The 13,588-nt window shown below is 73.4% G+C and carries 14 protein-coding genes; 6 read left to right on the top strand and 8 right to left on the bottom strand.

The annotated features are described in order from the left end of the window. Position 1: 1 nt before the first annotated feature. Positions 2 to 751 carry an ABC transporter permease gene (locus RM779_RS01695; RefSeq protein WP_311614996.1) on the bottom strand — a complete coding sequence of 250 codons (750 nt, stop codon included), beginning with the start codon at positions 749 to 751 and terminating at the stop codon, positions 2 to 4. 74 nt (positions 752 to 825) lie between these two features. Next, positions 826 to 1,617 (bottom strand): ABC transporter ATP-binding protein, encoded by a 792-nt coding sequence (locus RM779_RS01690; RefSeq protein WP_311614994.1) that lies wholly within the window; start codon positions 1,615 to 1,617, stop codon positions 826 to 828. Between the two features lie 79 nt (positions 1,618 to 1,696). On the opposite strand from RM779_RS01690, the gene RM779_RS01685 reads away from it, so the two are divergent. Then, the gene (locus RM779_RS01685) at positions 1,697 to 2,338 is read left to right on the top strand and encodes a TetR/AcrR family transcriptional regulator (protein WP_311614992.1); all 642 of its coding nucleotides are present in this window, start codon (positions 1,697 to 1,699) and stop codon (positions 2,336 to 2,338) included. Here RM779_RS01685 and RM779_RS01680 read toward each other — a convergent pair. Next, entirely contained in the window at positions 2,311 to 3,336 is a 1,026-nt protein-coding gene (locus tag RM779_RS01680) for an acetylxylan esterase (RefSeq protein WP_311614990.1), read from the bottom strand. The genes RM779_RS01685 and RM779_RS01680 overlap by 28 nt on opposite strands. A 244-nt stretch (positions 3,337 to 3,580) precedes the next feature. On the opposite strand from RM779_RS01680, the gene RM779_RS01675 reads away from it, so the two are divergent. The 3 genes from RM779_RS01675 to RM779_RS01665 all read left to right on the top strand — a co-directional run bounded on the left by RM779_RS01675 (position 3,581) and on the right by RM779_RS01665 (position 7,327). Further along, the gene (locus RM779_RS01675) at positions 3,581 to 4,429 is read left to right on the top strand and encodes a 3-hydroxyacyl-CoA dehydrogenase family protein (RefSeq protein WP_311614988.1); all 849 of its coding nucleotides are present in this window, start codon (positions 3,581 to 3,583) and stop codon (positions 4,427 to 4,429) included. 172 nt (positions 4,430 to 4,601) lie between these two features. Beyond that, positions 4,602 to 4,895 carry an STAS domain-containing protein gene (locus RM779_RS01670; protein WP_077058790.1) on the top strand — a complete coding sequence of 98 codons (294 nt, stop codon included), beginning with the start codon at positions 4,602 to 4,604 and terminating at the stop codon, positions 4,893 to 4,895. 113 nt (positions 4,896 to 5,008) lie between these two features. Continuing rightward, the gene (locus tag RM779_RS01665) at positions 5,009 to 7,327 is read left to right on the top strand and encodes a serine/threonine-protein kinase (protein WP_311614986.1); all 2,319 of its coding nucleotides are present in this window, start codon (positions 5,009 to 5,011) and stop codon (positions 7,325 to 7,327) included. A gap of 22 nt (positions 7,328 to 7,349) precedes the next feature. Here RM779_RS01665 and nucS read toward each other — a convergent pair whose 3' ends face one another. Next, the gene (gene nucS / locus RM779_RS01660; RefSeq protein ID WP_077058788.1) at positions 7,350 to 8,024 is read right to left on the bottom strand and encodes an endonuclease NucS; all 675 of its coding nucleotides are present in this window, start codon (positions 8,022 to 8,024) and stop codon (positions 7,350 to 7,352) included. A 9-nt stretch (positions 8,025 to 8,033) separates the two neighbouring features. Further along, positions 8,034 to 8,873, bottom strand: a complete 840-nt coding sequence (locus RM779_RS01655) for a helix-turn-helix domain-containing protein (protein ID WP_311614983.1) — start codon at positions 8,871 to 8,873, stop codon at positions 8,034 to 8,036. 410 nt (positions 8,874 to 9,283) lie between these two features. Between RM779_RS01655 and RM779_RS01650 the strand changes: the two genes are divergently transcribed. Continuing rightward, positions 9,284 to 9,682, top strand: a complete 399-nt coding sequence (locus tag RM779_RS01650; protein ID WP_077058787.1) for an SCO5389 family protein — start codon at positions 9,284 to 9,286, stop codon at positions 9,680 to 9,682. Here RM779_RS01650 and RM779_RS01645 read toward each other — a convergent pair. After that, positions 9,651 to 10,715 (bottom strand): LLM class flavin-dependent oxidoreductase, encoded by a 1,065-nt coding sequence (locus tag RM779_RS01645; protein WP_311614980.1) that lies wholly within the window; start codon positions 10,713 to 10,715, stop codon positions 9,651 to 9,653. The two genes, RM779_RS01650 and RM779_RS01645, sit on opposite strands and share 32 nt — an antisense overlap. A 195-nt stretch (positions 10,716 to 10,910) precedes the next feature. On the opposite strand from RM779_RS01645, the gene RM779_RS01640 reads away from it, so the two are divergent. Further along, complete coding sequence (locus RM779_RS01640; protein WP_311614978.1) at positions 10,911 to 11,225, top strand: ATP/GTP-binding protein; 315 nt, start codon at positions 10,911 to 10,913, stop codon at positions 11,223 to 11,225. Between the two features lie 39 nt (positions 11,226 to 11,264). Here RM779_RS01640 and RM779_RS01635 read toward each other — a convergent pair whose 3' ends face one another. Both RM779_RS01635 and RM779_RS01630 read right to left on the bottom strand, forming a co-directional pair. Then, positions 11,265 to 12,155, bottom strand: a complete 891-nt coding sequence (locus tag RM779_RS01635; RefSeq protein WP_311614976.1) for an ABC transporter permease — start codon at positions 12,153 to 12,155, stop codon at positions 11,265 to 11,267. Continuing rightward, on the bottom strand, positions 12,152 to 13,534 hold the full coding sequence (locus RM779_RS01630) for an ABC transporter ATP-binding protein (protein WP_311614974.1): 1,383 nt from the start codon (positions 13,532 to 13,534) through the stop codon (positions 12,152 to 12,154). Before RM779_RS01630 ends, RM779_RS01635 begins: the two co-directional genes overlap by 4 nt. Between the last annotated feature and the right edge of the window lie 54 nt (positions 13,535 to 13,588).

Genomic DNA, 13,588 nt, shown 5'->3' with positions numbered 1-13,588 from the left:
GTCAGGCACCGGCCCTCGAGAACAGCCGGCTGCCCAGCGCCAGGGAGAGCGCCATCAGCCCGGCGGTGACCAGCAGGCCGATGAGCAGCGTGCTCCCGTAGTCGCCGAGGAACGCGGCCCGCACGCCTTCCACGAGGTAGCGGAACGGGACGGCGCGCGAGAGGGCGTCGAGCCAGCCGGGCGCGAGGCTCATGGGCAGCAGGATGCCGGAGAGCAGCATGGCGGGCAGGTTGACCGCGTTGATGGCGGGCGCGAACTCCTGGGCGCTGTTGACGCGCATCGCGAACGCGTAGGACAGCGAGGCCAGCGAGATGCCGAGGCCGGCGACCACCAGGAAGCCGATCAGCACGCCCGGCACCGGCGCGCGCAGGCCGAGGGCGGTGCCGAGGAGCACCAGTACCAGGGACTGGGTCAGCAGGACGACGGTGTCGCGCAGCACCCGGCCGAGGAGCAGGGCGAGGCGGCTGACGGGGGTGACCCGCATGCGTTCGACGATGCCGAGCTGCTTCTCGATGATGATGCCGATGCCGGCGAACGCGGCGCTGAACAGGCCGAGTTGAACGAGCAGGCCCGGGACCAGTATCTGCCAGGAGTCGCCCTCGCCCAGCGGCACGTCCCGCAGCAGCGGGCCGAAGAGGACGAGGAACAGCGCGGGCTGCATCAGGCCGAAGACCAGGGCGATCCGGGAGCGCAGGGTCTGCCGGAGGTAGCGGTCGAGGACGAGCAGGGTGTCGGTGAGCACGGTGGGCATGGCGGAGTTGGTCTCCCCTCGGTGGTGCCGGTGGTGCCGGTGGTGCCGGTGGTGCCGTCCGGTCGTCCGGGGCGTCAGACGGCGACGGGCGCGGGCTCGTCCCGGCGGGGGCCGCGGCCCGTGATGGCGATGAACGTGTCCTGGAGGGTGGCCTCGGGCGAGCCGCCGTGGGTGGTTTTGAGGTCGTGCGGGGTGCCCTCCGCGACGACGCGGCCGCCGTCGACGACGACCAGCCGGTCGGCGAGCGCGTCGGCCTCGTCCAGGTAGTGCGTGGTGAGGAAGACGGTGGTGCCGCGCTCGCCGCGGACGTGCCGGATCAGGTCCCACAGGTCGGCGCGGCTGCCGGGGTCGAGGCCGGTGGTCGGCTCGTCGAGGAACAGCAGGGCGGGCCGGTGGACGAGAGCGAGCGCGATGTCCAGGCGGCGTTTCTGGCCGCCGGACAGCTGGGCGCACGTGCGGCTCCGCAGCGCGCCGAGGCCGAGGCCGTCGGCCACCTCCTCGGCGCGTGCGGTGGCCTCGGCCCTGGCCAGCCCGTAGAGGCGGCCCTGGAAGACCAGCTCGCCGTGGACCGTCTCGTTCGGATCGGTGCCGCTGGTCTGGGCCACGTAGCCGATGCGGCGGCGCACGGCCGCCGGCTCGCGGGCGAGGTCGAGCCCGTCGACGGACGCCCGGCCGCGGGTGGGCGCGAGCAGGGTGGTGAGCATCTTCAGCGTGGTGCTCTTGCCCGCCCCGTTGGGGCCGAGGAAGCCCAGGATCTCGCCGCGTTCGACGTGCATGTCGATGCCGCGGACGGCCTCGACCGTGCCGTGTTTGGTCTCGAAGGTGCGGGCGAGGTCGTGCGTGGTCAGGATCGGTGCCGGTGCCATGGCCCCAGAAAAGCAGAGTGACTGCAAACTTGCAATGCCTCCAAGTTTGCATTTGGTCAAGGATCGCTACCATGACGGCATGGCCGGGCTGAGGGAACGCAAGAAACAGCAGACGAGGACCCACATCTCCGATGTCGCGACCGGCCTCTTCCTCGAACGCGGCTTCGACGCGGTCACCGTCGCCGAGGTCGCGGAGGCCGCCGACGTCTCGGTGAACACCGTGTACAACTACTTCCCGGCCAAGGAGGACCTCTTCCTCGACCGCGAGGAAGAGGTCGTCGAACGGCCCTCGGAGCGCGTCAGGTCCAGGGCCCCTGGGGAGTCCGCCCCCGAGGCGGTGCTGCGCGGCCTGCGCACCGACATCGAGGAGCGGCAGCCCTGGGCCGGGCTCGGCGAGGGATACGAACGTTTCGTGAGCGTCGCCTTCAGCGCGCCGACGCTCACGGCCCGGCTGATCCACATGATGTACCGGACGCAGCAGCGGCTCGCGGAAACCCTCGCCGAGGAGGCGGGCGACCCCGCGGGCGACCACCGCGCCGAGTTCATCGCCGGCCAGCTGATGGCCGTTCAGGGCGCCGTGTACCGCACCGCGGGCCAGTGCGCGCTCGACGCGTGGTCCGTTGAGGAGACCGCCCGGCTGATGCTGGAGAAGCTCGCCCTCGCCGAAACCCTGCTGAGCCCCGAGGTCCGCGACTACGCCCGCCGCCCCGTCGCCGGCTGAGGGCGCGCGTCCCCGCCGCCGAGAAAGCGGAGCCGCGCCGCGCGCAGCGCCGCCGTCTCCGCGTCGAGCGCCGGATAGTCGAAGTGACCGGCCGTCAGCACGAACAGCTCCGCGGGGCCGCCCAGCGCGTTGTGCACCGCGAACTGGCCGGGCGGCGGCACCGCCGGGTCGAACAGTGCCGCCGCCACCAGCACCGGCACCGCGATCCGCGAGGCCGCCACGGCGGCGTCGAAGTACCGCAGCACCCCGGCCACCGCCGGGTCGCGCGCGTACCGGGCGCGCACCGCCTCACCGCTGCCGGTGCACGGCAGCGTCAGCCGCAGTGGGTGGTTGCCGAAGCTCGGCACCGTCAACGCGGCCCCGTGGAACCGTTCGTCCCAGGGCAGCGCGAGCGCCCCGATGCCGCCGCCGAAGCTGACGCCGACGAAGTCCAGCCGCCCGGCGGCGGCCGGGAACAGCGCCAGCAGGGCGGAGGCCGCGCACCACACGTCGGCGGCGCACGCCCCGTGCACGTAGGTCTCCCGCCCCTCGATCCCGTGCAGCACGTGCGCGTCCGGCGCCTCGGGAACGTCGGGGAAGCGGCTGCGCGTGCCGAGGCCGCGCAGGCAGGGCCAGATCGTCGCCGCGCCGGGCGGCGGCAGCGCGGGCTCGGGCGCCGCGAGCCCGCCATAGCCGTGCGCGGCCACGCAGCCGCGGGTCACGCGGCCGTCGGAGGGCAGCGTCAGCCAGCCCCCGATGCGCCGGCCGCCGACCGAGGTGTAACGGACGGGGTGCACGTCGAAGCCAGCCGCCCGGCGTTCGCGCGGGCCCACGACCGGCGCGGCCTCGACCGCGCGCGCCGCCGCGTGCCGCGCACGCCAGAAGGCGTCGAACCCGTCCGGCGCCGCCGGCGCCCCGACCGCGCGCAGCGCCGGCAGGTCGTATCCGTGCCGGGGATCGAACGCGAAAGCGTGCCGCAGCGCGGCGGCCCGCCGGACCGCATCCGTCTCGTTCACCATCGGTCCGCCGCCCGCCCCTCGTCCGTCGTGTGTTCCAGAGTGCCACCGGGTCCGGGCGCCCCACGCACGACCCGTCAACGCGGCGGAGCGCGCGAGGCGTTGGCGCTCCGGCGCGCGGCGACCAGTCACCGCGCGCCGTGGGGCGGGGGTCACATCGTGACGCGCGTCTCTTCTGCGCCCACGAACGCCCCGCTCTCGCTAGGGTCTGAGGTTCCCGGCCGGGCACGCATCAAAGGAGATCAACGTGGCCAGGAAGCTCGCCGTCATCGGGGCAGGACTCATGGGGTCAGGCATCGCCCAGGTCGCCGCCGCGGCGGGGTGGGACGTGACCCTGCGGGACGTCACCGACGCCGCGCTCGCCCGTGCCAGGAGCGGTATCGAGACCTCCCTCGCGAGGTTCGTGGCCAAGGACAAGGTGTCGGAGGACGAGGCCCGGGCCGCCCTCGCGCGGATCGCCACGACCACGGACCTGGACGCCGCGGCCGACGCGGACATCGTCGTGGAGGCCGTCTTCGAGCGGCTCGACGTCAAGCAGGACCTGCTGCGGACCCTCGACGGCCTGGTGGGGGAGCACACGGTGCTGGCCTCCAACACCTCCGCCATCCCCATCACCAAACTCGCCGCCGCCACCGCACACCCCGAGCGCGTGATCGGCACGCACTTCTTCTCGCCGGTGCCCCTGATGGCGCTGTGCGAACTGGTCCGCGGCCACCGGACCAGTGACGCAACCCTGGCCACCGCCAGGGAGTTCGCCGAGTCCACCGGCAAGACGTGCATCGTGGTCGAACGGGACGTGGCCGGTTTCGTGACGACCCGTCTGATCTCCGCCCTGCTGATGGAGGCGGTCCGGCTGTACGAGTCGGGCGTGGCCACCGCGGAGGACATCGACGCGGCCTGCCGCCTGGGCTTCGGGCATGCCATGGGGCCGCTGGAGACCGCCGACCTCACCGGCGTCGACGTCCTGCTGCACGCCGCGCAGAACATCCACACCGAAACGCAGGACGGCAAGTTCGTCGCTCCCGAGCTGATGCGCCGCATGGTCGACGCGGGGGACATCGGCCGCAAGAGCGGGCGGGGTTTCTACCGCCACTGAGCCCGCCGGACACCCCGCCGATCACGACTCGATCACCTCCACGGGTGATTTCGGTATCGGTTTGAACACAGACAGCAACTCCTGGCTCAGGAAGCTGTCACATTTATCAGTCATTGACATTGGTTGACATCTGTCACCAACCGGCCACGTCCCAGGGGAGCGGGGAGCGTATATGCAGATCAAGGGCGACCACGCGGAGCTGGTCGTCGGCGGCCGTCTGGACGTGCGCAGCGCGGCAGATGCCAGAATGGCGCTCCACCGCGCCGTTGACGCGGGGCAGGGAGACCTGGTGCTCGACCTGAAGCACCTCGACTCCTGCGATGCCACGGGCCTCGGCGTCATCATGGGCGTGCACCGGCGGGCGGGCCGGTGCGGCAGACGCCTGGTGCTGCGCGACGTGCCGCCGCACGTGCAGCGCGTACTGGTGGCCACCCGGCTCCACCGAATCCTCACGATTGCCCCGTAATCCCCGGAATCTGCCGACGGGTTGCACGGCACCGGCCATGAGGCACACGGAACACAACGGTAGCGTTGGCCCCACAGGCGGCCTGGCCGCACCGCTCCCGGAAGACACTGACCATGGACCTCACGCACCCCGCAGGGGGAGCCGACGACGGTTCGGCGCGGACCGTCGAGCTGGTCGCGGGTGACTTTCTGCTCACCATCAACCCCGTGGACGGCAGCGAGATCGAGTCCTGCCCACCGGGCCGCCGCCCCATCGTGCCCCGGCGCGCGCCCGCGGACGGCGGCGGCGCGGACGGCGCGGCGCAGGCCGCGCCCCTGCTCGAACGCGACGAGGAACGGCACCGGCTCTACCGCCTCCTGGCCCGCGGCCGGTCCGTCCACCTGTCGGGCCCGGCCGGCGGCGGCCGCACCGCGCTGCTCGACGCCGTCGCGCGGGACTGCGCGGGGCTGGCTCCCGACGGCGTCATCCGGCTGAGCGGCTACCGGCGTACCACGGCCGACCTGATGCACGAGCTGTACGCCGCCGTGCACCACACCCCCGCCCACCGCCCCGGCCCATCCGAACTCGCCGCCGCACTGCGGCAGATCGGCGCCGTCGTCGTCCTCGACGACGTCGAGTCCGGCGGCGCCGCGCTCGAAGACCTGCTGGACGCGACCCCGGAGTGCGCGTTCCTCATCGCCGCCGGGGCGGGCGTGCCCCTGCCCGCCGGCGAGGCGCGCCTGGAGGAGGTCGACCTCGCCGGCCTCAGCCGCACCGCCTCGCTCGAGCTGCTCGAACTCGGCATCGGCCGTCCCCTGGACGAGGCCGAGACCGACTGGGCCGCCGACCTGTGGTTCGAAACGGAGGGGCTGCCGCTGCGCTTCGTGCAGGCCGCGGCACTGCTGCGGCGCCGCACGCCGGGGACGCCGGTCCCGCTGCCCAACGCCGCGACCCTCGTGCCCACCCTCACGCGGGCGCTGCCCCAGGGCGCGAAGGAGATCCTGCGCTACGCCGTCGCCCTCGGCGGCGACGTGCCAGGCCCCGCCCGGCTGCCCGCCCTCACCGGCTTCCCCGCCGCCGCCGACGAGCACGCGGAGCTGGTGACCGACGGCCTGCTCACCGCAGTCGGCACCCGCCACCGCCTCGCCCACGGCACCCACGCGGAACTGCTCGCGGCCGGCTACGGCGAGGCGTCGGCCGACCGCCTGCTCGCCGTCGCGCAGCACTACGCATGGTGGCTCGGCGAGTCCGCCACCACGCGGGAGGCCGCCGCGGAGACGGAGGCGCTCCTCGCCGCCGTTCACGCGGCGCAGCGCGCCGGGCACGACGCGGCCGTGGCCGCGCTGGCCCGCGCCGCGGCCCCGCGGCTGGGCGCCGCGCTGCGCTGGAGCCAGTGGGAACGGGTCCTGCACAGCGGCCAGGAGGCCGCCCGCGCGGCCGGGGAGGTCGCGCAGCAGGCGTACTTCCACCACGAACTCGGCGTGCTCGCCGTCATCCAGGGGCAGCTGGACCAGGCCCGCACCGAGCTGGAGGCGTCGACCGCGCTGCGCAGCGTGCTCTCGGACACCGGGGGCACCGTCGTCGGCCGCCGCGCGCTCGCGCTCGTGGACGACCTGGGCTCGGGGCGCACCACGACGCCGCCCGACGGCGTGCCGACGGCCGCGCTGCCGCGGCCCGTTCCGGCCGCGGGGCTGCCGCCGGGTCCGCCCGGCGGGACGGAGGCCGCCACCCAGGTCATCCCGCGGCCGGCGGGCCCCGCCCGCCGCGGCCCCGGCCCGCGCCGCAACGCCGTGGCCGCCGCGGCGGGCACCGCGCTCCTCGCGGTGCTCGGCACGGTCGTGGCGTTCGGTCTCTCGGGCGGCTCCGGCGAATCCGGTTCAGAGGACGGCGAACGCACCACACCGGCCGGCCTCGACGACGAGGGCCCGACCGAGGAGGAGACCTCTCCGTCGGAGCGGCCGGCGAGTCGTTCCCCGGAGGACGAGGAGAGCCCGACGCCCTCCGAGACCCCGTCGGCGCCCACGGCTGAGGACGTCACGCCGCCGCCGCCCGTGGCCGAGGAGCCGGCGCCCGATCCCACGGAAGAGGACACCCCGAGCGACCCGGGCACGCCGGGCGGCACCCCCACCGAGGACCCCACCCCTCCGGGCGACGGGGGAGGACAGGACGGCGGCGCGGATGAGGGCGCGGCCGATGGCCCCGGGGGCGGCACGGACGAGGGGGGTGCTGTGGAGGGCGGTGACGGCGGTGCCGAGGACGGCACGTCCGATGGCCCCGGGGGCGGCACGGACGAGGGGGGTGCTGTGGAGGGCGGTGACGGCGGTGCCGAGGACGGCACGTCCGATGGCCCCGGAGGCGGCGCCGACCAGGGCGCCGAGGGCGGCGGCGGGACGCCGACCTCCACCGGCGACCCGGCGCCGACAGCCTCGGAGGCGGTGGGCGGCGTCGGCTGACGCCGCCCGTCCGGCCCGCGCCTCAGAACAGGCGCAGCTTGTCGTCCTCGACGCCGCGGAGCGCGTCGTAGTCCAGCGTGACGCAGCGAATGCCGCGGTCGGTGGCCAGGGTGCGGGCCTGCGGCTTGATCTCCTGGGCCGCGAACACGCCCTGCACCGGGGCGAGCAGCGAATCGCGGTTCAGCAGCTCCAGATAGCGGGTCAGCTGCTCGACGCCGTCGATCTCGCCGCGCCGCTTGATCTCGACCGCGACGGTCCCGCCCGCCGCGTCCCGCCCCAGGATGTCCACGGGGCCGATCGCCGTCGGGTACTCGCGCCGGATCAGCGACCAGCCGTCGCCCAGCGTCTCCATGCGGTCCGCCAGCAGCTCCTGGAGGTGCGCCTCGACGCCGTCCTTGATCAGCCCCGGGTCCACGCCCAGCTCGTGCGAGGAGTCGTGCAGGACCTCGGCCATCGTGATGATCAGCTTCTCGCCGCCCTTGTTCTGCACCGTCCAGACCGGGGTGCCGTCCTCTCCCTCGCTCTCCTTCAACGTGCACGGCGGCGACATCCAGTTGAGGGGCTTGTAGGCCCGGTCGTCGGCGTGTACCGAGACGGACTGGTCCGCCTTGACGAGGATCAGCCGTGGTGCCAGGGGCAGATGGGCGGTGAGCCGGCCGGCGTAGTCGACCGAGCAGCGGGCGATGACGAGACGCATGAGGCCAGCCTAGACGGGACCCGCGCAGCGCACGTCCGCCCTCAGGCGTTCCAGGAACGCGAGGGTGGCGGGCGGGGGCATCGCCAGGTCGCGCACCCGGTCGTAGACCGTCCGCAGGCGCTCGATCTCCCGCTGCTCGCGGATGAGTTCGCCCGAGCAGCCCGAATCCGTGTACACCGCCGTGCGCCCCGCGGGCAGCCACAGCATGGCCATCTCCGTGTGCGTCAGCCCGTGCAGCCCGGCGGAGAACGGCAGCACGTGCAGCGTGACGTTCGTCCGGGCGGCCATCTCCGCCAGGTGGCCGAGCTGGCGCCGCCACGCGCCCCGGTCGGCCAGCGGGCGGCGCAGCACCGCTTCGTCGAGCACGGCGCGGAAGTCGGTGGGGTTCTCCGCGGTGAGGACGAGCTGCCGTGCCAGCCGAGCCCTGACCCGCGCCTCCAGGTCCGCCTCGCGCGGGTGCGCCATGCGCAGCAACTCCCGCGCGTACTCCTCGGTCTGGAGCAGCCGCGGCACCACGCCGACCGCGTACTGGTGGATCGTGCGCGCCCGCGCCTCAAGGCGCAGATAGCCGCGGTACTTCTCCCGCGCGGCGTCGTCCCGTGCCAGCTCCCACAGCATCATCAGGTGCGGCGTGGTCCCGTACGCGGAGTCCAGGGCCGCGATGACGTCGGGCCCGCCGAGGCCCTCGCCCTTCTCCAGCTTGTACAGGTGCGTGTGGTCCCAGCCCAGCTTGTCGGCGAGCCGGCGCAGCGACCAGCCCGCCTCGTGGCGCAGCCGGCCAAGCTCCTGGGCGAGCATGAGCCGTGCCGACGGCTTGTCCCGCCCCCGGGTCGGTTTCCTTGCCGGCATGCGCACACCTTCCGGATCGGGGTCCCCACCAGCTACAGGCCGGTCACAGTAGGTGCATATCGGCCGGACTGAAGGGAGTTCGGCGCAAACGCCACCCGGAAGGAAACGCCATGGCACGAAAGTCCCACGGCGGCCCGGCGGCGCGGCGGTCCGGCGGCTCGGCGGCGCGGCTCGCGGAGTAACGGGCGGAAGGTCACGGGGTCAGCGTTATGCGCGGGATTGGCGGGATTGAGCATTGGCCAGATATGTGCCCGTTCCGCTGACATGCACGGGCCAGGCGGCTTACCGTGTGCCAAGGGGGCGTCACCGTCGTTCGCATTGTGCCGCCGCGTGCGGCGTCCTGCTCGGCAGCGGTGCTCTCCGGCCCGTCCGCCAGACCCCCCGGCCAGGGGTCGCGAGAGGAGAATCCCATGTCGCTCGACGTCTCACCGGCACTGCTCGATCAGGCCGAGCGAGGCGATGTCGACGAAGCGGAGTTCGTCGACTGCGTCCGAACGTCCCTGCCCTACGCCTGGGACATGATCAGCAACCTGGTGGCCCGGCTCAAGGTGGACGGCGGCGCCTTCGCCGACAACACCACCCCGCCGCCGGACGAACAGGCCCGCGGGCAGCTGCTGCGCGCCCTGGCGAGCAACGCCATCCGGGGCGCCCTGGAAAGGCACTTCGGCGTCCGGCTCGCGTTCCAGAACTGCCACCGGGTGGCAGTCTTCCCGCTCGACGCCTCCACGTCGTCCGACGCGCCCCTCACCCGGTTCACCTCGATCCGGGGTCAGATCCTCAACCAGTCGCCCGAACTGCGCGACTGCTGACGGTACGCGGGCGTGCCGCCGCTCCGGCCACTGCCTTGGGCAGGAGCGGCAGCACGTCCTCCGCGATCCGCCGCACATTCGTCTCGGTGGCCACCAGCTCGCCCGAGCCCTCGGCCAGCAGCGCGAAGCGCGTGATCCCCGTCCGCTCCGATGTCGCGGTCAGCCGGTCCGCGCACAGCTGCGGCGGCCCCACGGGGTGCAGCTCGCACAACAGCTCCGTGTACGCCAGGGGATCGCGCATCGAACGCGGCCGGTCGTCCACGGTGCGGTGGGCCGTCAGGCCCCGGCGCAGCCAGCCGGGCAGCGCGCGGCGCAGCACCTGGACCGCCTCCGTATGGCTGTCCGCGACCTGGCACACGCCGACCGACACGTGGTCGGCGTCCGGACACTGCCCCGCGTTCCGGGCGGCCTTGCGCCACAGCGCGACCATCTCCGCCTTCTCCTCGTCCCCGGTGTGCATGCCGAGCAGCATCGGCAGGCCGTGCCGCGCGGCCAGTTCGACGGTGGCGGGTGAGGTGCAGGCCACGATCACCGGCGGGGCGTCCGCGGGTCTGGGCACCACCGGCACCTCGCGGAAGCGGTAACGGTTGCCTTCCGCGCCGACCCGCGGCTCGTTCAGCCAGCGCAGCAGCAGGTCGAGCGACTCGGGAAAGCCGCTCTCCAGCGCCTCGACGCCGCCGCCGAACACCTCCAGGTCGACCCACGGCCCGCCGCGCCCGACGCCGAGCGTGAAGCGCCCGCCCGAGGCCATGTGCAGCAGCGCGGCCTGCTCGCCCAGGGCGACGGGGTGCGCGGTGGTCAGTACGCTGATGGCCGTGCCGATGCCGATGCGGCCGGTGCGGCCGAGGAGGAGACCGGCCAGGGTGGTCGCGGACGGGATGACGCCGTACGGAACGAAGTGGTGCTCGGCCAGCCAGACGGAGTCGAGACCGACTTCGTCGGCCACCTCCGCGGTCCGCAGCGCCCGTTGCAGTGCTTCGCGGTCGCTCTGCCCCGGGTACTGACCAGCCAGCACAAATGTCCCAATCCGCATCGGCCCCATTGCCGTGGCCCCTCTCACCGTGGTCGTCGCAGTGCGCCTGCCCCGTTCTTTCGTGGGCACTAACGCAGGACACGTGCCGGAGGCACGGGCCAGCGGCAATTTCTTCGGATGATCGGCCAGGTGGCCGGGTTGGGCCGACGCGTAGACTCGAAAAACAGCTTGCCGTCGGACCTCCGAGGTGTATCCGTGTCCCCCCGTCGCAACCGGCCACGCGCCGCAGGGCCGCCGCCCGGCGCCCGCGGCGCCGACCACGGCATCGAGCGGACCGATCTGTGGCGGGGCGAGGAGTGGGTCGTCCGGCCCATAACGGGCGGCGCGGCGGCCAAGCACTACCGGTGCCCCGGCTGCGACCAGGAGATCCCGCCCGGCGTGCCGCACGTCGTCACCTGGCCGCGGGCGGGCGCCGTCGACGACCGCAGGCACTGGCACGGCCCGTGCTGGAACGCCCGCGACCGCAGAGGCGCACGCCCCCTGCGTTCGCGGAACGCCCCACGCTACTGAGCGGCCGCAGACGCCGAACGGTGCACCGGCTGCCGTGTGTCAGGCGTCCGTCGACGTCAGGCGCGCGTAGGCGCCGATGAGGGCCGCCACCGTGATGCCGGCGAGCATGCCGAGCAGCGGCCAGCCGGTGGCCGTGTCATCGCCCTCCATCGGCAGCCGGTAGAGCGACGCGAGCCCGTTCAGCAGCGAGTACTCGATCAGCTTCTCGCGGACCGTCTCCATGCTTTCGCCGACCATGAACATCGCGGCGATCAGTGGCAGCATGACAAGACCGATCAGCGTGGTGATCGCCCCGGCGGAGTGCCGCAGCAGTGCGCCGAGAGCCAGGCCGAGCACGCCGAGCAGCGAGACGTACAGGGACGCGCCGACGGTCGCCCCCATCCAGTGGCCCGCGGTGGCGACCAGCTCGCCGTTCTCGATCGAGCCCTCCATGTACGGGTCCTGCGCCGCGTAGTGCGGGATGTCCTGGTCGCCGAGGAGGGAAGAGTGGATCAGGCTGGTCAGCGTGGTCGCCACGAGCGTCATGACGAACGCGAGAGAGAAGAAGACCACCGTCTTGGCCATCAGCACGCGCCCGCGGTGCGGGCAGGCGGTGAGGGTCGTGCGCATCATGCCGGTGCCGTACTCGGAGGAGATGACGAGCACGCCGAGGGTCATGATGCACAACTGGCCGAGCATCACGCCGAAGAAGCCGCCCGCGAGCAGCGGCCAGCCGACGTAGTCGTCACTGGCGAGGGCGACGGCGAAGAGCAGCCCGATGCCGACGGTGATGACGAACATCAGGACGAGGGTCCACACGGTGGAGCGGACCGACTTGATCTTGGTCCACTCCGAGGCGAGCGCGTGCCCGAGGTGTGTGCGCACCACCGGAATCGGCGAGGCGTAGCCGGGGGCGGGCGGCGGGGGCGGCATCTGGGCCGGGGCGGTCATCGGGCATCCTCGGAGCTGGACGGGTCGGACGGCTGCGGCTGCGGCGGCTGCTGCGCAGCGGGCTGTGCGGCCGGCGGTTGGACGGGGGTGCCGAGGGTCATGGTGCCGGGGGGTTGTTGCTGCGGGGGTTCGGTGGGGGGTTGGACGGGGGTGCCGAGGGTCATGGTGCCGCCCGGCTGCTGCTGCGGGGGTGCGGCCGGCGGCTGTGCCGGGACGCCGAGCGCCATCGTGGCGCCGGGCGGTGGCGGCTGTGCCGGGACGCCGAGTGCCATCGTGGCGCCGGGCGGTGGCGGCTGTGCCGGGACGCCGAGTGCCATCGTGGCGCCGGGCGGTGGCTGCTGTGCCGGGACGCCGAGTGCCATCGTGGCGCCCGCGGGCGCCTGCTGCGGAACGGGGGCCGCCGCCTGCTGCGGTTGCCATGCCGCGGCCGGGGCCTGCTGGATGAGGCCGCTGCGCTGGTCCGCCGTCGACCGGAAGTCCACGGCGCCCTGCGTCATGCGCATGTACGCCTCCTCCAGGGAGGCGGTGTGCGGCGACAGCTCCCACAGCCGCGCCCCGGCCTCGTGGGCCAGGTCGCTGATGCGCGGCAGTCCGAGGCCCACGACCTTCAGCGCGCCGTCCTGCTCCTGGATCACCTGGCCGCCGGCCTCGGCCAGCGCGTGCACCAGCTTCTCGCGCGGCTCCGCCGCGTCCTCGGCGGTCCTGACCCGGGCGAAACCGGTCGAGTTCTGCCGGATGAAGTCCGCCACCGGCAGGTCGGCCATCAGCTGGCCGCGGCCAATGACGATCAAGTGGTCCGCGGTCTGCGCCATTTCGCTCATGAGATGGCTGGAGACGAAAATCGTGCGGCCCTCGGCGGCGAGCCGCCGCATCAGGTTGCGGACCCAGAGGATGCCCTCCGGGTCGAGACCGTTCACCGGCTCGTCGAACAGCAGCACGTGCGGGTCGCCCAGCAGCGCGGCGGCGATGCCGAGCCGCTGGCCCATGCCCAGCGAGAAGCCCTTCGAGCGCCGCTTCGCCACGTCCTGGAGGCCCACCACCCCCAGCACCTCGTCGACCCGCCTGGCCGGGATGCCGGACAGCTGCGCCAGGCTCAGCAGGTGCGCCCGCGCGCTGCGCCCGCCGTGCTTCGCGTTCGCGTCCAGCAGCGCGCCCACCTGCCGCGGCGCGTTCGGCAGCTGCCGGTACGTGTAGCCGCCGATGGTCACCGCGCCCGCCGTGGGCTGGTCAAGGCCCAGGATCATGCGCATGGTGGTCGACTTCCCCGCGCCGTTCGGCCCGAGGAACCCGGTCACTTTGCCCGGTTGGACCGAAAAGCTCAGGTTGTACACGGCCGTCTTCGAGCCGTAGCTCTTTGTCAGGCCGACTGCCTCGATCATCTCTTTCACCCGTCACAGCCGAAACTCATCCCCCAATGGAGGTAAGACACTATC

Source organism: Streptomyces johnsoniae, from assembly GCF_031845565.1.
Lineage (GTDB): Bacteria > Actinomycetota > Actinomycetes > Streptomycetales > Streptomycetaceae > Streptomyces > Streptomyces johnsoniae.
This window is presented reverse-complemented; position numbering and strand designations above follow the sequence as displayed.